We start from the raw sequence: 19,310 nt of genomic DNA, 5'->3' as shown, positions 1-19,310 counted from the left end.
CGCATCCAGCAGGAGAGACGACATGGAATTCGCAGCGTCCATCGATCGCATCTGGCAGATCACGAAAGACATCGAACAGGCGGCAGCCGTCGGCGAATGGGAAAAGGCGGCCGAGCTTGCGAACGAGCGTTCGCCCCTTCTCATGTCGCTCTCCGCGAAGCAAACGGGCGCCGCGCTCGACGTGCTCAAGCAGATTCACGCGATCGATACGCGTGTCGCCGCAGCGGCGCAGTCGGCACAAAACACGCTCGGCGCCGAGTATCGTTCCGCCATGCAGGCAACGCGCAACGTGAACCAGTATCAGCGCGTCGCGCAGTTCTGAAGAACGGACTTCGCAGCGCGTACAGGAATAACAACCAACCATTGATTGCGCCCGTCAGGTCGCAATCGCGTACCTCGGCCCGCCTCGTGCGGGCTTTTCTTTTGCTCGCCCCTATTGCGCATAGCCCAGGCAGCAACGGCCATCCACCCCGCCCCATCTCCGCCCCTCGCTCGCACCACCGAATTGGCGGGCGTTTTGACGTCAACTCGGCAATTCGTCCCGCGTGCGCGCCCTCGATAATTGCCTTACTTCTGCTAACTGCGGCGCAAGCACGCCTTCGTCATGACCGCTTTCCCAACTCCGACCGAAACCACCGCGCTCGCCCCCCAATCGCAAATGGGGAACGACATCCAGCTCGTCATGGAAGCCGGGATCGAACATCATCGCAAGCAGGAATACGACGAAGCCGAAGCGCTCTACGCCATCGTGCTGGAAGCGGATAGCGACCATGTCGACGCCAACTACCACATGGGCGTGCTGTACATGCAAACGGACCGGCCAGCCGAGGCCGTGCCGCACTTCGAAGCGGTGCTCGGCCATACGCCGAACTTCGCGCAACTCTGGGTCTACTACTTCAATGCCCTGACCGCGAGCAAGCAGTTCGAAGCCGCACGGATGGCGCTCGACGTGGCGCAGCAATGCGGCGTTCCAGGGGATGCCATCGAGACGTTGAAGGCTCGTCTGCCCCAGCCTGATGCGGCGGCGGCCCAGGCGCCCTCGCCTGAACCTTTGCGCGCGGCCGCGGAAGCTGCGCCGAAGCAGAAGACTCCGGACACGCCGGCAGCGATAGCCGACCTGCGTCGCGCCAGCATGACGGATCTGCGCCAGTTTGCCGATCTGTTCAACGGCGGAAAAACAGAGGCCGCGCTGAAGCTTGCCCGTCGCTTGACGGAGCAAAACCCTGCGCACGGCGAATGCTGGCTGACGCTCACGCACGCCCTGCAGCGCGCAGGCAAGTATGCGGAATCCGTGATGTCGGCCGAGCGGGCCACCGGCCTGCTACCCAACAGTCTCCCCGCGCAGTCTATGCTGGCCGATGCGCTGCATATCACGCGCCAGCACCAGCGAACCATCGCGCACTGCACCCAGGCGCTCGAAAAACATCCCGAGAGTGCAGCACTGCATCGCACATTGGGTGCCGCCCTTCAGGCGACCGGCCGCGCCGGCGAGGGCATCGCCCAAATGCGCCGCGCCGTCGAGCTGGAGCCGAACAATGCTCTCGAGCTCGACGCGCTGGCTAACGCACTGAACGAGGATGGCCAGTACGACGAAGCGGAAAGCGCCTTTCGCAAGGCGCTCGCACTAGCGCCGATGCAGGCGGCCACGCACAGCAACTTGCTGTTCTGCCTGATGCACAAGACCGATCTCGATGCAGAAAGCGCCTTCGCGGAGTTCAGCGAGTACGGGAAGCGCCAGGAAGCCTCCCTGCGTCCACACTGGCCGCAGCACACGAACGATCGCAACCCGTCGCGGCGCCTGCGGATCGGATTCGTTTCCGGCGACCTGATCAATCACCCGGTCGCCTATTTCTTCCAGTCGATCGTGGAGCATCTGGCCCGCGACTCAAGCCTGTCACTGCACGTCTATTCGAACTACGTGGTCACCGACGCTTTCACGAAGACGATCCGGGAGCACGCGCACGAGTGGCATGAAATCTTCGGCATGACCGACGCCGCTGTCGCGCAAAAAATCCGCGACGACGGCATCGATATCATGATCGATTTGTCCGGCCATACCGGTCGCAACCGTCTCGTGGCCCTCGCGCACAAGCCCGCGCCCATCCAGGTGAGCTGGATCGGCAATCCGGCCACGACCGGCCTGACGTCCATCGACTATTACATGTCGGACCGGTTCGTCACGCCGCTCGAACAGTTCGCCAGCCGTTTCTCGGAAAAGCTCGTGTTCCTGCCGGCTCTCGCGCCGTTCAAGCCGTACGCGCAAGCGCCGGAGGTGAACGAGCTGCCCGCCTTGAAAAACGGCTACCTGACCTTCGGCAGCTTCAGCCGTCTGGTCAAGATCGGGCCGGAAGTCGTGGCGCTCTGGGCGCGCGTGCTGCGCGAGATACCGACTTCGCGCATGCTCATTGGCGCGATCACGTCGATCGAACAGATGAACAAGCTAGCCAGACTGTTCGCGAACGAAGGCATCGACGTGAACCGCATCAGCTTCATGCAGCGCAAGGGCACCGACGTCTACCTGCAACAGCACCAGCAGGTTGATATCTGCCTCGACGCGTTCCCATTCGCCGGTTCGACCACGACCATGCACGCCCTGTGGATGGGCGTTCCTACCATGACTCTGCCTGGCGTTTCGATGGCGAGCCGCGGCAGCACGGGTTGGCTCTCGCACCTCGGGCTCGACGAGGCCTTCGTCGCGCACGACAAGGACGACTTTGTTAGCAAGTGCGTCGCGCTCGCCAACGACATCGAGGCACTCGCAACGGTGCGCCGCGAGTTGCGCCAGCACTGCATGCAGTCGCCCATCATCAGCGCGAGCACGATCGCCAACGCCGTATCGCGTGCGCTGCGAACCATGTGGCAGCGCTGGTGCGACGGACTGGCGCCGGAGCATTTCGAGGTCCTGGCACAGCCGCAAGATGCGTTGGCGGAACCCGTTGTGGAACCTGTGCGCGAGCAGCAACAACCGAGTATTGCGCCAACAGCCGGCTCGATCACGTCGATCGACGCGGTGACCGGCATCCCCGCAGTGACGAAACCCATCCGTCTCGTCTGCGGCACCCGCCGAACCCGTGAGCAGTTCTCGAGCGAAACGGCGCTTGGCCAGTCGCTAAAGCTCTACGCGCACCTGCCCAACGTCGAGCTCCAACTGTTCGACAACAACACGCGCGGGCTGTCCAGCATCTACAACGCGGCGATCGAAGAGGCGAAGCAGCGTCCTGCCATACTCGTATTCGTTCACGACGACGTCTGGCTCAACGACTTCTTCTGGACCGAGCGCATCCGCGAATCCCTCGCCCGTTTCGAGGTGGTGGGGCTCGCCGGCAACCTGCGCCGAGTGCCGCGCCAGCCCGCATGGGCCTTCGCCACGCCGGATCTGCAGTGGGACGAGCGCCAATATCTGAGCGGCGCCGTCGGCCACGGCAAGGGCTTTCCGTGCGACATCGCGTCGACCTTCGGGCCATCTGGACAGGAATGCAAGCTCCTCGACGGTCTGTTGCTGATTGCGGATAGCGAAATGCTCGCGAAGAGCGGCCTGCGTTTCGACGAGCAGTTCAAGTTCCACTTCTACGACATGGACTTCTGCCGTCAAGCGGAACTCAAGGGGCTGCGCATGGGCACCTGGCCGATTTCGGTCGTGCACGAAAGCGGCGGCGCATTCGGTACGCCGAGCTGGCGCGAAGGCTACGAAAACTATCTGCGCAAATACGGCGATTGAGGCCGTTCTCCCAACAGCCGGGCGTCGCTCCGGCGTCGCCTGGCTGGCAGTCTATAAGCGGTTCGTCGGGCAGCGGTCCAGCCCTGGCGGCGGCCATATCGGCGCAGCGCCCGTCTCGCGTTGCACGTTCCTCTTCCGGTAGATCGAATGGCGCTCAATGAGACGCTGTTGACCGGGCCTGTCGTGGCTTGCCGATTCGCCAAACACACGTAACGAAGACAGTCCGAATAGGCGTCGCGAAATCGCGGCGGGGCGCCTCCGGGTTGTCATTCTGTCCAGCGGTCGTGTCATGAACACGACCTGCCTGCCGCGCCGTCCGCGCACCCTGCTCACATCGCTTCGAACAAAAAAATAGCCTGCTCGCGGGACAATCCCGGAGCAGGCTTTGACCCGTCCACCGACACTCAGGTCACGGCGAACAGAACGTCCTGCGGTAACAGCGGTGACTTGTCGATCGCCTGCAGCGCGCGAATCTTTTCACGCGAGACGACCTGTGGATCGACCCACCAATCCTCGAACGGAATCGGATTCGGCGAAACGGGCGGGAACAGCACGGACACGTCTCGCGCGACGAGTTCATAGCCGTGGCGAAGCAGAATATCTCGACTCTCGCTGCGGGCGCGAAAATCGCCCGAATACGCATCGGTTTCGAATGTGATTACTGAGAACCGGTAGCGATCCAGCGGCAACTTCTTCAGGACCTGCAGCGTGTTGTAGCTCGGATCGATGTCGAGTTGCAGATAATCGATTCGCTGCGTGTCTTGACCGAACCATGCGGGCAACGCCTTCGCGTAATCGAGTGCGAGCGCGTCTGCGAGCACGAGCGTATGGTCGGGCCGGTCCTTGAGCCAGCTGCCGAAAAATGCCGGATCGAACTCGATCGACACGCCTTGCCAGCTGTAAAGGAGCGCCAGCAACGCGGTGTTGTTGTTCGAAAGCGGATAATTCGCGCCGACTTCCAGATAGCGGCCGTTCGTACGGCCCTCCAGCATCGACAGCACGAAGATGTCCTGCCATGCCTGCGAAGCGTTGCGATTGAGCGTGCCAGCACCCGCGAACGGGAAGCGCAAATGCTGCTGCATCTGCGGCTGCCACGTCCACGCTTGCTGCAATGACTGAATATCCATAGAGATGGCGTCTTGCATGCGAATCCCGGCTTAGACGATTTCGATTTCCGGGAACGGGAAAATCAGTCGCCCGCCACTCTTCAGATACTCGCTCTCACGGCGCAGGATGCCGTTCTTGAAGTGCCACGGCAGGACGAGGAAATAGTCCGGCTTCATTGCACGCGCCTTCGCTTCGGAGATGATGGGGATATGCGTGCCCGGCGTCACGCGACCGAATTTTTCTTCGTTCACTTCGGCGATGGCCGGAATGTCTGCCGCGGTGAATCCGCAGAACTGCAGCACTACGTTGCCCTTCGTCGAAGCACCGTAACCGAGCACCTTCTTGCCGTCCGCATTCAGCGCGCGGATCAGTCGCGTCAGGTCGTCGCGATGACGGAACACGCGCTCCTCGAATTCGCGATAAGGACGCGGCGTATTCAGGCCCATCCGGTCTTCCTGCTCGAGCAGCCAGTCGATCACCGGATGATTCACCTTGATCGAGTGGTCGCCGGCTTTCGCAGCCGTCACGGCGAAGCTGCCGCCGTTGACGGCATTCATCACGACGTCCACCAGCTTGAGGCCGGCTGCTTCCAGAATGACCTTCACAACGGCGAGCGAATAGTACTCGAGGTGCTCGTGGCAGATCGTGTCGTACGAATTCAGACGCAGCATCGACGGCATGTAGCTTTGCTCGAAATGCCAGACACCGTCATCGGCGAGAATCGATTCGATCTGCTTCGCGAATTCGATCGGCGCTTCGAGGTCATAGAACATCGCGATCGACGTGACGATCTTCGCCGGGCGACTTTCGACCGAACGGTAAGCGTCGGCGGAGAAGAAGTCGGGGACGAGGCGCACGTCTTCCGGATAGTATTCACGGAACTTGTTGCCGGTCGGATCGATGCCGATCCGGCGCAGACCGTTGGTGCGGTAAGCCCTCAGCGTCGTGGAGTCGTTGCTGCCGATGTCGAGCACGACGTCGCCGGCCGAGAGCGGTTTCAGGCGTTCGAGGTACGCGATCTTGTCGGTCAGGTGATCGACCATCGACTGGTTCAGGCCCGATCGATAGCCGTAATTGTCGCCGTACATCTCCGACGGCTCGTACGAATGCGCGAGCTGCAACAAGCCGCTGCCCGGCGACCACACGAGCTCCAGCGGGCCCTGCGTGACCGGCTCGTCAGCCGATTTCGGAAAAACGCCGGTAAGTGCCTGATGGCCGAGATTGAGCACCGGGATCTGATGCGTGCTGCCGCTCACGCGGCAACCGGGAATGGCACGATATGAATTCATGGATGGCTCCGGAACGAAGCAATTTCGGTGGTAAACGGATGGAATGGAGTCACTGCACGCGATCTGCCGTGTGCGTGGCGACCGCCGAATCCGAGATCAACATGTTGTGGCCGAACACACCGGCGTTCCTGAAGTGTTCGACGATCAGATAGCTGTGCAGACGTTCGAGCAGGAAACCGACCGAGCGCCGTTGATAACCGTCGCGCGCAACGAAGCGCGGCGAGTTCATGAACTCCGAGGCGCGCTCGAGCACGGCGAAGATCGAGCGGAACAAATCGACGTGGTAGAGACCGATGCTGCAGGAGGGCACGAAGTGCTGCTGGCTGATGAATTTCAGCGCGTCCGAGGAATCGAACAGCTTCTCGCCCATCATGTACTGCGTGAAGCTCAGGAAATCCTCGAGTACGTGGGCGCCCTGGTATTGCGCAATGACGCCCGCCGCACCGAGGGTGATCGGCGTATTGAAGCAACTGTTCGTACGCTGACGCTCGAAACAATATGCGTAATTGCCCAATTCCGCTTCCTGAACCACGGAAGCCCACGGCAGATTGCTTGCTTTCGGAGCATTGACTGGCGTGGGTGAAATGAACCGGCGGTACTGAAAGATATTCAGATACTCGTATCCCGACGCGATCGAGTCGAGATTGCGAAACAGCCAGAAAAGCTGCGCGTATTCCGACAACGCGTGCCCGTGCTCGCCGTACAACTCATCAGGCACGATTGCCTTTCTCCGGATGTTGCCCGGCACGGCATTCGGCGAAATCAGCAGATCGACGAAATGCGCGTGCTCGGCCGGAAACGGCACGTGCCCGATGCACACATTCAACGTATTCATTTTGACGGGCCCACAAAGCCTTTTGCGAAGCTAAAGGCTAACGGCTGTGCCTTCCCGTCAATCGGGCGAACAGACCGCGGTTAGCGGCGCAATTCTTTGGATGCGCTATTGGCGATGGCGCTTCGTCGTGCACACCCGGGCAGGCGGGATCAGGAGCACGATCGAAGGCATCGAGTTCCAGACGGACATCCTTACGGATTGCCTGGTATCGGGTGCATGCAACGCATTGAGCTTGTCACGCCACGCTCGACAGCGGAGGACACGAACGCCTTGCGGAGGTCATGGAGCCAGAGGTGTGACGGGAGATGACGCTGATGTGTCGAGCTCTGAAGGCCTCCTGCGGCAGGACTCTCGACATTGCGGTGATGAGAATTTTTGGCGCGCCCGGCTGGGATCGAACCAGCAACCCCTGCCTTCGGAGGGCAGTACTCTATCCATTGAGCTACGGGCGCGTTGACTTGCTGGCGCCGCCGACTGACCGAAGAATACGGAAGAGGCAGCGCCGAAGAGAGACCGAGAGAATAACCGGTTTCGGTTAAACCGTCCACCGCACAGGTTATTAAGGGTCGCATCTCCACGAGGCACAACTCAGGCGAAACAGCGCAGGCCGCCGCCGGTCCGCTCCGGGTAAACGCCCGCTGAACTCCGTCCGCGCCCACTCACCAGCCGGAAAACCTTCCGTCTATAATCGTCGGTGTTTGATCCGCCGCATGGCCATTGCCGTCCTGCTGTACCGCTCACCATAAAACCAACGGGAGTCGAGACAAGCATGAGCGAAGCACCCCACGGAGCCCCGATCAAAACGCCCGGCCAGCTGATCGCCGCTGTCATCGCCGGGTTTGCCGTTCCCATCGTCATCATCGTTCTGCTCGCCTATTACGTCGACAACACGACGCGCACCGGCGCGGGCACCGACGAGCTCTCCACCCAGCAGGTCGCCGCGCGCATCGCGCCGGTCGCGCAGGTCAACGTGCGCGACGCCAATGCGCCGCGCGTCTACAAGACCGGCGAGCAGGTCTTCCAGGCCGTCTGCTCGGCGTGTCACGCCTCGGGCACCGCCGGCGCGCCGAAGTTCGGCAACTCGGGCGACTGGGCACCGCGCATCGCGCAGGGCTTCGACACGCTCTGGAAAACGGCGCTCTCGGGCAAGGGTGCGATGCCCCCGCGCGGCGGCACGAGCCCCGACGACTACAGCGACTACGAAATCGGCCTCGCCGTCGCCTATATGGCGAACCACGCCGGCGCGAACTTCCAGGATCCGCCCAAGCCCGCGCCAGGTGCCGCCAACGCCGCTGCACCGGCCTCGGGTGCAGCGGCCGCCGATACGAACGCCGCCCAGGCGCAAGCCGCCGCGGCGGCGATCGCGGCCATCCCGCAGGCTTCGTCCGCTCCGGCGGCAGATGGCGGCTCGCAAAGCGCCGATGCCTCGCAGGCGGGCAAGGCGCTCTATCAGCAGGTCTGCCAGGCGTGTCACGCCGCAGGCGTGCTGGGCGCGCCGAAATTCGGCAACAAGGCCGACTGGGCGCCGCGCCTCAAGGACTCGATGGACACCGTCTACAATTACGCGTTGCACGGCAAGGGCCAGATGCCGCCCAAGGGTGGCTCGACCGCCTCCGACGCCGACGTGAAGGCCGCCGTCGATTACATGGTCAGCGCGGCGAAGTAAATCGCCCCACGCGCATCGCGCATAAGCACGAAGGGCCGCATCGATCGTCGATGCGGCCCTTCGCTTTTTCGATCCGCGCGCAGACGGGCTCACCCCTTCTGCAACAGCGCCTTCAAACTCGCCAACCGGTCCTTCGGCGTCATCGGTGCTTCTTCGGCGGTCGGCGGCGGCGCGTCGTCGAGGCCCATCTCCGGAATGAAGCGCGACGCCTCGCACACCACCGTCTCGCGCGCCCGCTTGCGCTTCTTGCACCAGTTCAGATGCAGGCTGCGCTGCGCGCGCGTGATCGCCACGTACATGAGGCGGCGCTCTTCCTCGATGCGCCCTTCGTCGATCACGTCGTCTTCCGAGCCGCCGCGGTGCGGCATGATCCCCTCTTCCACGCCCACCAGGAACACGTGCGGATACTCCAGTCCCTTCGAGGCATGCACGGTTGAAAGCCGCACGGCGTCCGGGTCCTCTTCCTTGCCTTCGAGCATCGACATCAGCGCGACGGTCTGGATCAGGCCCATGAGGTTCTTGCCGGTGTCGGCGAGACCGTCGGCATTGTCGTAACCCGTTGCTTCGCTGTCTTCGCCGATCTCCTGCTCGGGCTTGGTGCCCTTGCGCTTGAGCCACTCGAGGAATTCGAGCACGTTCTGCCACTTCGATTGCGCCTGGCGCTCGTCGAAGGCGTCGTAGAGATACGCCTCGTAGTGGATCGCGTCCATGAGGTCGTCGAGCACGACCGTCGCCGGGTCCTTCTGCGCGCGCTCGGCAAGGCGCTGCATGAAGTCGCAGAACACGCGCATCGGCTCGACCTGGCGCGCCGAAAGCCGCGCCTCGATGCCGCCCATGTACACGGCCTCGAACAGCGACACCTTCGCCTGCCCTGCGAACGAGCCGAGCGCTTCGAGCGTCGTGTTGCCCACGCCGCGGCGCGGCGTGGTGATCGCGCGGATGAACGCGGGATCGTCGTCGTGATTGGCGATCAGGCGCAGATAGGCGCAAATGTCCTTGATCTCGGCCTTGTCGAAGAACGACTGGCCGCCCGAGAGCACATAGGGAATGCGCTCGCGGCGCAGCACCTGTTCGAAGATGCGCGCCTGGAAGTTGCCGCGATACAGAATCGCGTAGTCGCGAAACTGCGCGCGGCGCTCGAACTTGTGCGCCGAAAGCCGGAACACGACCGACTCCGCCTCGTGCTCTTCGTCGTTGCAGGGCGTGACGGTGATGGTGTCGCCCATGCCGTGCTCCGACCACAGCTTCTTCTCGAACAGCTTCGGATTGTTCGCGATGACGTTGTTCGCCGCCGTGAGAATTCGCACCGTCGAGCGGTAGTTCTGCTCGAGCTTGATGACGTGCAGCTTCGGAAAATCCTTGCCGAGCTGCGCGAGGTTTTCGAGCGTGGCGCCGCGCCAGCCGTAGATGGCCTGATCGTCGTCGCCCACGGCCGTAAACGCCGCACGCGGGCCCGCCAGCAGTTTCAGCAGTTCGTACTGGCAGGCGTTGGTGTCCTGGTACTCGTCGACGAGCAGGTAGCGCAGCTTGTTCTGCCAGCGGTCGCGCACCTGCTCGTTCTTCGCGAACAGCTCGGCAGGCAGGCGGATCAGGTCGTCGAAGTCCACCGCCTGATAGGCGTGCAACGTCGCCATGTAGTTGCGGTAGACGATGGCCGCCTGGTGCTCGTCCTCGTTCGAGGCCGTGGCCAGCGCCTGCTCGGGCATGACGAGGCCGTTCTTCCAGAGCGAGACGATCGACTGGATCTTGCGGATGAAGCCTTTGTCCGTCGAGCCCACCTGCTCCTGGATCATGGCGAAGCAGTCGTCGGCGTCCATGATCGAGAACTGGGGCTTGAGGCCCAGGTGCTCCGCCTCCTGGCGCAGGATCTGCACGCCGAGCGAGTGGAACGTGCAGACCGTCAGCTGGTTGGTCGGCACCTTGCGGCCTTCCTTGCCGGGCGTGGTGAGTGTCTTGCCTTCGAGCAGTTTGCCCACGCGCTCGCGCATTTCGGCGGCGGCCTTGTTGGTGAAGGTGACGGCGGCGATATGGCGCGGCTCGAAGCCTTTCGCTTCGATGAGGTGCGCGATCTTCTGCGTGATGACACGCGTCTTGCCGCTGCCCGCGCCGGCGAGCACGAGACAGGGACCGTCGAGATAGCGCACCGCTTCGTTCTGGGCGGAATTGAGGCCTGCGGACATCGTTGGCTGGATTGGAAAAACGGGTGGTACGGCTGGGAGGCGTGCGGACGAGGCACCTGGCCTTTCGTGACGCCGCACGGCGCGAGGCGTGCGAACGTCGCAGCGGCCTCTCACGCGGGAGGTGCGATGTTAACACGGCACAGCGATACGCCGATGGCGCCCCCGATGTTGCTTTCCGCCGGTCATCCGTCCCTCGCCGCGTTCCGCACGCTCTATGCGCCGTGCCACAATAACGGGCTCCCGCCACCCGCACTCGCTGGAAAGAGGACGCGCTCAATGACTGCACCGCAACCGCTGCAAATCGGCCTGATGGGCTACGGCTTCGCCGGCCAGACTTTCCACGCCCCCGTGATCGCGCATAGCGGCGCCGCGCAGCTCGCCGCCATCGCCACGAGCCAGGCCGAACGCGCCCAGGCCGATTACCCCGACGCCGCGATCGTGCCCGACCTCGACACGCTGCTCTCGATCGACGCCATCGAATGCGTCGTGATCGCCACGCCCAACGACACGCACTACGACCTCGCGCGCCGCACGCTCGAGCGCGGCAAGCACGTGCTGGTCGACAAGCCGGTCACCCTCACGGCCGAGGAAGCGCGCACGCTCGCGGCCATCGCGAAGCAGCGCGGCCTCGTGTTCGCGCCGTTCCACAACCGCCGCTGGGACGGCGATTTCCTCACCGTGCGCGCGCTGATCGAGCGCGGCGAACTCGGGCGCATCACGCACTACGAATCGCATTTCGACCGCTTCCGCCCGCAAGTGAAGCAGCGCTGGCGCGAAGACGCCACGCGCGGCGGCGGCCTGCTCTACGATCTCGGCCCGCACCTGATCGACCAGACGCTCGCGCTGTTCGGCGCGCCCGAGTCGATCACCGCGTTCGTTCACACGCGCCGCGAAAACGCGAGCGCACCGGATTACGCGCACCTCGTGCTGCGCTACCCGCACCACGACGCCGTGCTGCACGCCAGCGCGCTCGCCGCCTACGCGCCGCGCTTCGCGATTCACGGCACGCGCGGCAGCTATCTGAAGAACGGGCTCGACACCCAGGAAGATCAGCTCAAGGACGGCCTGCGCCCGGGTCAGCCCGGTTTCGGCGCGGGCAACGAGACGGGCCGCCTGCACGTGCTGCGCGACGACGGCCAGGAAGCCGATCTCGACGTGCCCAATGCCGCGGGCAATTACGCCGATCTGTACCGCGCGCTGGCCGCGGCGATCCGCGAAGGCAAGCCGTTCCCGGTGAGCCCGCAGGACGCCATCGACGTCATGACGCTCATTGAGCTCGCCATGCAAAGCGCGCAAGAAGGCCGCACGCTGGCGTTCGTGCGCCAGTCCTGAGCGCACCTGCGCGCGATCCGCTGCGGCGTCGACCTTGCATTGCGCCGACGCCGCTGAAAGGTCCATACAAATGGTTACATCTGGTTGCCGCGGTAGGGTCATCACGCGGCAATCGCCAGACGTTTGTGGACATGCAAGACCAAAAAAGCAGCAACGACAAGACAAAGGAGAGTCTGAATGACCCGCTACACCCGCGCTCTACGCCTGATCGCCGCCGGCGCGCTCGTCTCGACCCTTGCAGCGTGCGTGGTCAACCAGCCGGCGCACCACCCCGCTGCGCCGCCCCCGCCGGGCCCGAACCCGCACGAAGTCGCCGTCGATCGCCTGCATCAGGTCGACAGCCGCATCGACAACCTGGGCCATCGCATCGACATGCGCGTGAGCCAGGGGTACTACCCGCCGCCCCAGGGCAGCGCACTCCATCACCGCCTCGACACGATCCGCGGCGAAGCGCACGACATGGCCGCGCAGCACGGCGGCGGCATCTCGCCCGACGAGCAACGCGTGCTGAACGAGGAACTCGACACGGCCGCTCGCGCCATCGGCGAGTAAGCGCCACGCGCCTTGACCTGTCGGCACGGACCGCGCGCTTGCGGTTCGTGCCGCGCCTTCCCACCGATCCGAACCGCCCCCGTTTTTCCCCGGCGCGATCCATGACGCGCCACCGATCCGCGCAAGCCAATACCAGCAAGGCTCGCGCCCCTTTGCCCGCGCCGCGCGCAGAATTTTTCCGCATTGACATAGCCCCGAGGCGTCGCGCACAATCGCTGCGCGCGCCGGGAGAGCGCGCCGCTTGCCCTAGCTCGCTTTCGCTAGTGCAACCGGCGCCGCCGAAGGGGCAACCCACAAACTCTCAGGCAAAAGGACCGTGCGCGCCGGACCGCTGATTCGCTGCATTTGCGCTTTTTGCGCGAGTTGACGCGAAGCGGCACACGGTCCGCAACTCTGGAGAGCGGCAGTAGAACGGGCGGCGGCGGATCGTAACCCCCACGCGTTCAGGCTGCCCACCGAAGGGGCGCGCGCCAGCCGCAACAGGGCGCAATCTCTCAGGTACCGAGGACAGAGGGGCCATGCAAGAACCGACCACGGGCATCGTGCCTGCGGCGCTTCCTGCATGGCCTTTTTCGTTTTCGCGCGAATATTCGCGATCGCCTGAGGCCCCATGACCGAACTCAAACGCACCCCGCTGAACGACACGCACCGCGCGCTGAACGCCCGCATGGTCGACTTCGGCGGCTGGGACATGCCCGTCAACTACGGCTCGCAGATCGACGAGCATCGCGCCGTGCGCACCGACGCCGGCATGTTCGACGTTTCGCACATGTGCGTCGTCGACTTTTCGGGCCCGAAGGCGCGCGAGTTCTTCTCCCGCGCGCTCGCCAACAACGTCGCCAAGCTCACCACGGCGGGCAAGGCACTTTACTCGTGCATGCTGAACCCCGAAGGCGGCGTGATCGACGACCTGATCGTCTACTTCTTCGCCGATGACCAGTTCCGCACCGTCGTCAACGCCGGCACCGCTGAAAAAGACATCGCCTGGTTCGAGAAGCTCAACGCCGAAGGCGGCTTCGGCCTCACCATCACGCCGCGCCGCGATCTCGCGATCGTCGCCGTGCAGGGCCCGAACGCGCGCGAAAAGGTCTGGCAGGTCGCGCCCTCGTCGCGCAGCGCCACCGAAGTTCTCAAACCCTTCAACGCAGCGAAGGTCGAAGCCACGCCGTTCGGCGAGCTGATGATCGCGCGCACGGGCTACACCGGCGAAGACGGCTTCGAAATCGTGGTGCCCGCCGCCGCCGTTTGCGAACTTTGGGACGCCCTGCAGCGCCAGGGCGTGAAGCCCTGTGGCCTCGGCGCGCGCGACACGCTGCGCCTCGAAGCGGGCATGAACCTCTACGGCCAGGACATGGACGACGGCGTCTCGCCGCTCGACGCCGGCCTCGCCTGGACCGTCGACATGAAGGCGCCGCGCGACTTCGTCGGCCGCCCGGCGCTGGAAGCGAACGGTTCGCGTTCGGCCTTCGTCGGCCTGATCCTGCAGAAGGAAAACGGCAAGGCCGGCGGCGTGCTGCGCGCCCACCAGAAAGTGCTCACGCCGCACGGCGAGGGCGAGATCACGAGCGGCACGTTCTCGCCGAGCATGCAGGAATCCATCGCCTTCGCGCGCGTGCCGCAGGGCGTGCAGCCGGGCGATGTCGTGCAGGTGCAGATCCGTGACAAAGCCCTTCCCGCAAGCGTGGTAAAACTGCCGTTCGTGCGCAACGGCAAGGTGCTCGCCGCCTGATCCGCGAGGATCCTGCCCGCGCGCACGCCCTCCCCTTTTCGAGCAACAAAAACCGAACCACGCACTGGAGCAACCATGAGCATCCCGGCCGATCTGAAATACACCGAATCGCACGAGTGGATCCGCACCGAAGCCGACGGCACGCTGACCATCGGCATCACCGACCACGCGCAGGAAGCGCTCGGTGACATCGTCTTCCTCGAACTGCCCGAAGCGGGCCGCGCGGTCACCGCCGGCGACGCCGTCGCCGTGATCGAGTCGGTCAAGGCCGCCTCGGACATCTACGCGCCGGTCGCCGGCGAAATCATCGAAGCGAACACCTCGCTCGTCGACACGCCCGACCAGGTGAACGGCGCGCCGTACGAGTCGTGGCTCTTCAAGATCAAGCCCGCCGCCGACGCCAAGCTCGACTCGCTGATCGACGCCGCCGCCTATGAAAAGGCGATCGGCGCTTAAATCGCAACCTTGCCTTAACCGCCACGGCGCGGCGGCGCGCCCAGAACGCCGCTCGCGCCCGCAGGAATCCCTATGAAGCTCGAACACCCGGATCGTCTGATGAACTCCCCGCTCTCGCTTGCTGCACTTGAAGCGCACGACGCCTTCGCCGCCCGCCATATCGGCCCCGATACGGCCGACCAGCAGGCGATGCTCGACGCGCTCGGCTTCGCCTCGCGCGCCGCGCTGATCGATGCGGTGATTCCGGCGAAGATCCGCCGCAACGAGACGCTGCCGCTCGGGCCGTTCTCGCAGCCGCGCTCGGAAGCCGAGGCGCTCGCCGCCCTGCGCGCGCTCGCGGACAAGAACCAGGTGTTCCGCTCGTATATCGGGCAGGGCTACTACGACACGCACACGCCGGCCGTCATCCTGCGCAACGTGCTCGAAAACCCGGCGTGGTACACCGCGTACACGCCGTACCAGCCGGAAATCTCGCAGGGCCGCCTCGAAGCCCTGCTGAACTTCCAGCAGATGATCACCGACCTGACCGGCCTCGCGATCTCGAACGCGTCGCTGCTCGACGAGGCCACCGCCGCCGCCGAAGCCATGACGCTCGTGCAGCGCGTGGGCAAGTCGAAGTCGAACGTGTTCTTCGTCGCCGACGACGTTCTCGCGCAGACCATCGAAGTCGTGAAGACGCGCGCGAAGCCGATCGGCATCGAGGTGAAGGTCGGCCCGGCCGCTGAAGCGGCCAATGCCGGCGCCTTCGGCGTGCTGCTGCAATATCCGGGCGTGAACGGCGACGTGCGCGACTACCGCACGCTCGCACAAGCCGTGCACGCAGCCGGCGGCGCGGTGATCGCCGCCGCCGACCTGCTCGCGCTGACCATGCTCACGCCGCCGGGCGAATGGGGCGCGGACGTGGCCGTGGGCAACTCGCAGCGCTTCGGCGTGCCGATGGGCTTCGGCGGCCCGCACGCCGCCTACCTCGCGGTGAAGGACGAATTCAAGCGCCAGATGCCGGGCCGTCTCGTCGGCGTGACCATCGACGCGCAGGGCAACCCGGCGCTGCGCCTCGCGCTGCAAACGCGCGAACAGCACATCCGCCGCGAGAAGGCGACCTCGAACGTCTGCACGGCGCAGGCGCTGCTCGCGATCATGGCGAGCATGTACGCCGTCTACCACGGCCCGCAAGGCTTGAAGCGCATTGCGCAGCGCGTGAATCGCGTCGCCGCGATCCTCGCCGCGGGCGCGAAGCAGCTTGGCTACACGCTCGTGAACGAAGCGTTCTTCGACACGCTCACGTTCGAAGCCGGCCCGCGCACCCAGGCGCTGCACGACGCGGCCCTCGCGCGCGGCATGAACCTGCGCCACGTGAGCGAGACGCGTGTGGGCGTGTCCGTCGACGAAACGACCTCGCGCGCCGATCTGGCCGACCTGCTCGCCGTGTTCGCGCAAGCCGCGTTCGCCGGCGAAGCGCCTTCGGTCGACAAGCTCGACGCCGAACTCACGCAAGCCGCCGCGTTGACGTTCCCGGCCGCGCTGGTGCGCGAAAGCGCGTACCTCACGCATCCGGTGTTCAACCGCCACCATTCGGAAACGGAAATGCTGCGCTACCTGCGCAGCCTCTCCGACAAGGACCTCGCGCTCGACCGCTCGATGATCCCGCTCGGCTCGTGCACGATGAAGCTCAACGCGACCTCGGAAATGCTGCCGGTCACGTGGCCCGAGTTCGGCCGCATCCACCCGTTCGCGCCTGCCGAGCAAACCGTGGGCTATCGCGAGATGGTCGATCAGCTCGAACAGATGCTCGTGGCCGCAACGGGCTACGCCGCCGTCTCGCTGCAGCCGAACGCAGGCTCGCAGGGCGAGTACGCGGGTCTGCTCATCATCCAGGCATACCACGCCTCGCGCGGCCAAGCCGATCGCAACGTCTGCCTGATTCCCGCTTCGGCGCACGGCACGAACCCCGCATCGGCGCAGATGGCCGGCATGCAGGTCGTGGTCGTGGCGTGCGACGCGCAGGGCAACATCGATCTCGCCGACCTCAAGGCCAAGGCCGAACAGCATGCGGCGAAGCTCGCGGCGATCATGATCACGTATCCGTCCACGCACGGCGTGTTCGAAGAGAACGTGCGCGAAGTCTGCGAGATCGTGCATGCAGCGGGCGGCCAGGTGTACGTGGACGGCGCGAACATGAACGCCATGGTGGGTCTGGCGGCGCCGGGCCAGTTCGGCGGCGACGTCTCGCACCTGAACCTGCACAAGACCTTCTGCATTCCGCACGGTGGCGGCGGCCCGGGCGTCGGTCCGGTCGCGGTGGGCGCGCACCTCGCGCAGTTCCTGCCGAACCAGCTTTCGTCGGGCTACAAGCGCGACGATCACGGCATCGGCGCGGTGAGCGCGGCGCCTTACGGCTCGGCCTCGATCCTGCCGATCTCGTGGATGTACATCGCCATGATGGGCGCGGCCAACCTGACCGCTGCGACCGAGAACGCGATCCTCAACGCCAACTACGTGGCGAACAAGCTCGCGCCGCACTTCCCGGTGCTCTACAGCGGCCCGGGCGGGCTCGTCGCGCACGAGTGCATTCTCGACCTGCGCCCGATCAAGGATGCAAGCGGCATCACCGTGGACGACGTCGCCAAGCGCCTGATGGACTACGGCTTCCACGCCCCGACCATGAGCTTCCCGGTGCCGGGCACGCTGATGGTCGAGCCGACCGAGTCGGAGTCGAAGGAGGAGCTCGACCGCTTCATCGACGCGATGGTTGCCATCCGTGAGGAAATCCGCGCTGTAGAGGATGGCCGCGCGGACAAGGAGGACAACCCGCTGCGTCACGCGCCGCACACGGCCGCCGTGGTGGTCGCCGACGACTGGCAGCACGCCTACTCGCGCGAACAGGCCGCCTACCCGCTCGCGTCGCTCGTCGCGCGCAAGTACTGGCCGCCGGTCGGCCGCGCCGACAACGCTTACGGCGACCGCAACCTGTTCTGCTCGTGCGTGCCGCTTAGCGAATATGCGGGCGAACATGCCGACGAAACCGCCGGCGAATAAGCCGCTGTGAAGCCGCTGCGTGACCTTCGGCTCACGCGGCGGCGGTCATCCCTCTCACATTTGCCGCCGCAAACCGCTAACATCACACACCTGTCAGCCTTGAATCAGGGAGTCGCGCATGGCGCGGAAGGTGCGAATGGTTCCATTGCGGGACTCGGTGCGGGACTTACCGCATGCCGCAACGCGGAATTCGGTCCGGCAGACCCGGCACGGGCGCGGTGCGCTGCAACGCCGCCCGCAGCGCCTTGCCGCCGCGCTGGCGTTGGCCTGCGCCACCTTCACCGGCACCTTCGCCGGTACGGCCCACGCGGCCATGAACTTCTGCGCGGCCCCCGCGCTGCAATCGAGCGAGCGCACCAACTCCGACCCGGGCGTGAAGGCGCTCGTGGCCGAGGTGCTGACGCACGTGAACGACACGCCGCGTCCGCTGCCGCGCCTGCACACCGAGGGCACGCTGCCGCACGAGGGCATCTACGACCAGAGCGTCGAGGCGGCGAAGGAGCTCGACCTCATGCGCAACGCCGCGCTCGCGTGGCGCGCGACGAGCGACGAGCGCTTCCTGAAGCTCGTGGACCGCTTTCTGCTCGCCTGGGTCACCACGTACAAGCCGAGCTTCAATCCCATCGACGAAACGCGTTTCGAGGGGCTGATACTCGCCTACGACATGACCGCGAGCGCGCTGCCCGTGAAAACGCGCAACGCGACCATGCAGTTCCTGAACAGCTTCGCGACTGGCTATATCGCGCAGATCGACGCGCAGCCGCGCCCGCTCAAGGGAAATTTCGCGAACAACTGGCAGAGCCATCGGGTCAAACTGATAGCGATGATCGCGTTCACGCTCGACAACCGGAAGATGATCGCGACGGCGCAGCGGCTCTTCGTGGAGCATCTCGGCGACAACGTCGCGCCCGACGGCTCGACACTCGACTTTTCCGAGCGCGACGCACTGCACTACGTGACCTACGATCTGCAGCCGCTCGTGACCGCCGCGCTCGCCGCGCGCCGCCACAACCGCAACTGGCTGACCGAGCGCGCGGCCAACGGCACCACGCTCGCCAACGCGCTCGACTGGCTCACGCCGTATGCGCTTGGTCAGAAAACGCACGAGGAATTCGTGCACTCGAACGTACCGTTCGACGCGAAGCGGCGCGAAGCGGGCCTGCCGGGCTACACCGGCCAGTGGGACCCGAAAAACGCCGCCGAACTGTTTCATCTCGCGGCGCGACTCGACGGCCGCTTTGCGCCAGTCGCGCTGAAACTCGCGCCCACGCCGCCCGCGTGGCTCGCCGTCTGTCTGCCGTTGCCGGCGCGATAAAACGCGCGCGGGTTGCGGCGGCGGCACCGAACCAACGATGCCGCGATAGTGCCGCATCCCCATAAACCAACGTCAGACAAGCAGGAGCAGTACCC

Annotated in this window: 13 protein-coding genes, 1 tRNA gene and 2 riboswitches; of the genes, 9 read left to right on the top strand and 5 right to left on the bottom strand. The window is 64.9% G+C overall.

Going from position 1 to position 19,310, the window contains the following annotated elements; translation table 11 throughout:
• Positions 1 to 22: 22 nt before the first annotated feature.
• Together AB4Y44_RS31625 and AB4Y44_RS31620 are read left to right on the top strand one after the other, a co-directional pair.
• Complete coding sequence (locus AB4Y44_RS31625) at positions 23 to 322, top strand: flagellar protein FliT (RefSeq protein WP_368701759.1); 300 nt, start codon at positions 23 to 25, stop codon at positions 320 to 322.
• A 282-nt stretch (positions 323 to 604) separates the two neighbouring features.
• A complete protein-coding gene (locus AB4Y44_RS31620) occupies positions 605 to 3,718 on the top strand; it encodes a tetratricopeptide repeat protein (protein WP_368701758.1) in 3,114 nt (1,037 codons plus the stop codon).
• Positions 3,719 to 4,122: 404 nt separating this feature from the next.
• On the opposite strand, the gene AB4Y44_RS31615 is transcribed toward AB4Y44_RS31620, so the two are convergent.
• The 4 genes from AB4Y44_RS31615 to AB4Y44_RS31600 form a co-directional block, all read right to left on the bottom strand.
• Positions 4,123 to 4,845, bottom strand: coding sequence for a hypothetical protein (locus AB4Y44_RS31615; protein ID WP_368701757.1), 723 nt, complete (start codon positions 4,843 to 4,845; stop codon positions 4,123 to 4,125).
• A 30-nt stretch (positions 4,846 to 4,875) separates the two neighbouring features.
• Positions 4,876 to 6,114 (bottom strand): class I SAM-dependent methyltransferase, encoded by a 1,239-nt coding sequence (locus AB4Y44_RS31610; protein WP_368701756.1) that lies wholly within the window; start codon positions 6,112 to 6,114, stop codon positions 4,876 to 4,878.
• A gap of 49 nt (positions 6,115 to 6,163) precedes the next feature.
• Complete coding sequence (locus AB4Y44_RS31605) at positions 6,164 to 6,949, bottom strand: hypothetical protein (RefSeq protein WP_368689544.1); 786 nt, start codon at positions 6,947 to 6,949, stop codon at positions 6,164 to 6,166.
• A 376-nt stretch (positions 6,950 to 7,325) separates the two neighbouring features.
• Positions 7,326 to 7,401, bottom strand: a tRNA-Arg gene (locus AB4Y44_RS31600).
• Between the two features lie 317 nt (positions 7,402 to 7,718).
• Here AB4Y44_RS31600 and AB4Y44_RS31595 point away from each other — a divergent pair.
• On the top strand, positions 7,719 to 8,615 hold the full coding sequence (locus tag AB4Y44_RS31595; protein WP_368701755.1) for a cytochrome c5 family protein: 897 nt from the start codon (positions 7,719 to 7,721) through the stop codon (positions 8,613 to 8,615).
• An 89-nt stretch (positions 8,616 to 8,704) separates the two neighbouring features.
• Here AB4Y44_RS31595 and AB4Y44_RS31590 read toward each other — a convergent pair whose 3' ends face one another.
• Entirely contained in the window at positions 8,705 to 10,795 is a 2,091-nt protein-coding gene (locus tag AB4Y44_RS31590) for a UvrD-helicase domain-containing protein (RefSeq protein WP_254319173.1), read from the bottom strand.
• Positions 10,796 to 11,071: 276 nt separating this feature from the next.
• On the opposite strand from AB4Y44_RS31590, the gene AB4Y44_RS31585 reads away from it, so the two are divergent.
• The 6 genes from AB4Y44_RS31585 (at position 11,072) to AB4Y44_RS31560 (ending at position 19,215) form a co-directional block, all read left to right on the top strand.
• Entirely contained in the window at positions 11,072 to 12,127 is a 1,056-nt protein-coding gene (locus tag AB4Y44_RS31585) for an oxidoreductase (RefSeq protein WP_368701754.1), read from the top strand.
• A 177-nt stretch (positions 12,128 to 12,304) separates the two neighbouring features.
• Positions 12,305 to 12,679 carry a hypothetical protein gene (locus AB4Y44_RS31580; RefSeq protein WP_342920324.1) on the top strand — a complete coding sequence of 125 codons (375 nt, stop codon included), beginning with the start codon at positions 12,305 to 12,307 and terminating at the stop codon, positions 12,677 to 12,679.
• Positions 12,680 to 12,894: 215 nt separating this feature from the next.
• Positions 12,895 to 13,005: riboswitch (glycine riboswitch) on the top strand.
• A gap of 57 nt (positions 13,006 to 13,062) precedes the next feature.
• Positions 13,063 to 13,200: riboswitch (glycine riboswitch) on the top strand.
• A gap of 89 nt (positions 13,201 to 13,289) precedes the next feature.
• Entirely contained in the window at positions 13,290 to 14,408 is a 1,119-nt protein-coding gene (gcvT, locus tag AB4Y44_RS31575) for a glycine cleavage system aminomethyltransferase GcvT (RefSeq protein ID WP_342920323.1), read from the top strand.
• 75 nt (positions 14,409 to 14,483) lie between these two features.
• Complete coding sequence (gene gcvH, locus AB4Y44_RS31570; protein WP_028203325.1) at positions 14,484 to 14,864, top strand: glycine cleavage system protein GcvH; 381 nt, start codon at positions 14,484 to 14,486, stop codon at positions 14,862 to 14,864.
• 72 nt (positions 14,865 to 14,936) lie between these two features.
• Positions 14,937 to 17,900 (top strand): aminomethyl-transferring glycine dehydrogenase, encoded by a 2,964-nt coding sequence (gcvP, locus tag AB4Y44_RS31565; protein ID WP_368701753.1) that lies wholly within the window; start codon positions 14,937 to 14,939, stop codon positions 17,898 to 17,900.
• A gap of 313 nt (positions 17,901 to 18,213) precedes the next feature.
• Complete coding sequence (locus AB4Y44_RS31560) at positions 18,214 to 19,215, top strand: alginate lyase family protein (protein ID WP_254319217.1); 1,002 nt, start codon at positions 18,214 to 18,216, stop codon at positions 19,213 to 19,215.
• Positions 19,216 to 19,310 lie beyond the last annotated feature (95 nt).

The sequence above is a fragment of the Paraburkholderia sp. BR10937 genome, assembly GCF_040965695.1.
Lineage (GTDB): Bacteria > Pseudomonadota > Gammaproteobacteria > Burkholderiales > Burkholderiaceae > Paraburkholderia.
This window is presented reverse-complemented; position numbering and strand designations above follow the sequence as displayed.

What these genes read in the sequence shown, in the direction of transcription:
- AB4Y44_RS31625 (WP_368701759.1), top strand. Translation starts at nt 23, where the DNA reads ATGGAATTCGCAGCGTCCATCGATCGCATCTGGCAGATCACGAAAGAC.
- AB4Y44_RS31620 (WP_368701758.1), top strand. Translation starts at nt 605, where the DNA reads ATGACCGCTTTCCCAACTCCGACCGAAACCACCGCGCTCGCCCCCCAA.
- AB4Y44_RS31615 (WP_368701757.1), bottom strand. Translation starts at nt 4,845, where the DNA reads ATGGATATTCAGTCATTGCAGCAAGCGTGGACGTGGCAGCCGCAGATG.
- AB4Y44_RS31610 (WP_368701756.1), bottom strand. Translation starts at nt 6,114, where the DNA reads ATGAATTCATATCGTGCCATTCCCGGTTGCCGCGTGAGCGGCAGCACG.
- AB4Y44_RS31605 (WP_368689544.1), bottom strand. Translation starts at nt 6,949, where the DNA reads ATGAATACGTTGAATGTGTGCATCGGGCACGTGCCGTTTCCGGCCGAG.
- AB4Y44_RS31595 (WP_368701755.1), top strand. Translation starts at nt 7,719, where the DNA reads ATGAGCGAAGCACCCCACGGAGCCCCGATCAAAACGCCCGGCCAGCTG.
- AB4Y44_RS31590 (WP_254319173.1), bottom strand. Translation starts at nt 10,795, where the DNA reads ATGTCCGCAGGCCTCAATTCCGCCCAGAACGAAGCGGTGCGCTATCTC.
- AB4Y44_RS31585 (WP_368701754.1), top strand. Translation starts at nt 11,072, where the DNA reads ATGACTGCACCGCAACCGCTGCAAATCGGCCTGATGGGCTACGGCTTC.
- AB4Y44_RS31580 (WP_342920324.1), top strand. Translation starts at nt 12,305, where the DNA reads ATGACCCGCTACACCCGCGCTCTACGCCTGATCGCCGCCGGCGCGCTC.
- gcvT (WP_342920323.1), top strand. Translation starts at nt 13,290, where the DNA reads ATGACCGAACTCAAACGCACCCCGCTGAACGACACGCACCGCGCGCTG.
- gcvH (WP_028203325.1), top strand. Translation starts at nt 14,484, where the DNA reads ATGAGCATCCCGGCCGATCTGAAATACACCGAATCGCACGAGTGGATC.
- gcvP (WP_368701753.1), top strand. Translation starts at nt 14,937, where the DNA reads ATGAAGCTCGAACACCCGGATCGTCTGATGAACTCCCCGCTCTCGCTT.
- AB4Y44_RS31560 (WP_254319217.1), top strand. Translation starts at nt 18,214, where the DNA reads ATGAACTTCTGCGCGGCCCCCGCGCTGCAATCGAGCGAGCGCACCAAC.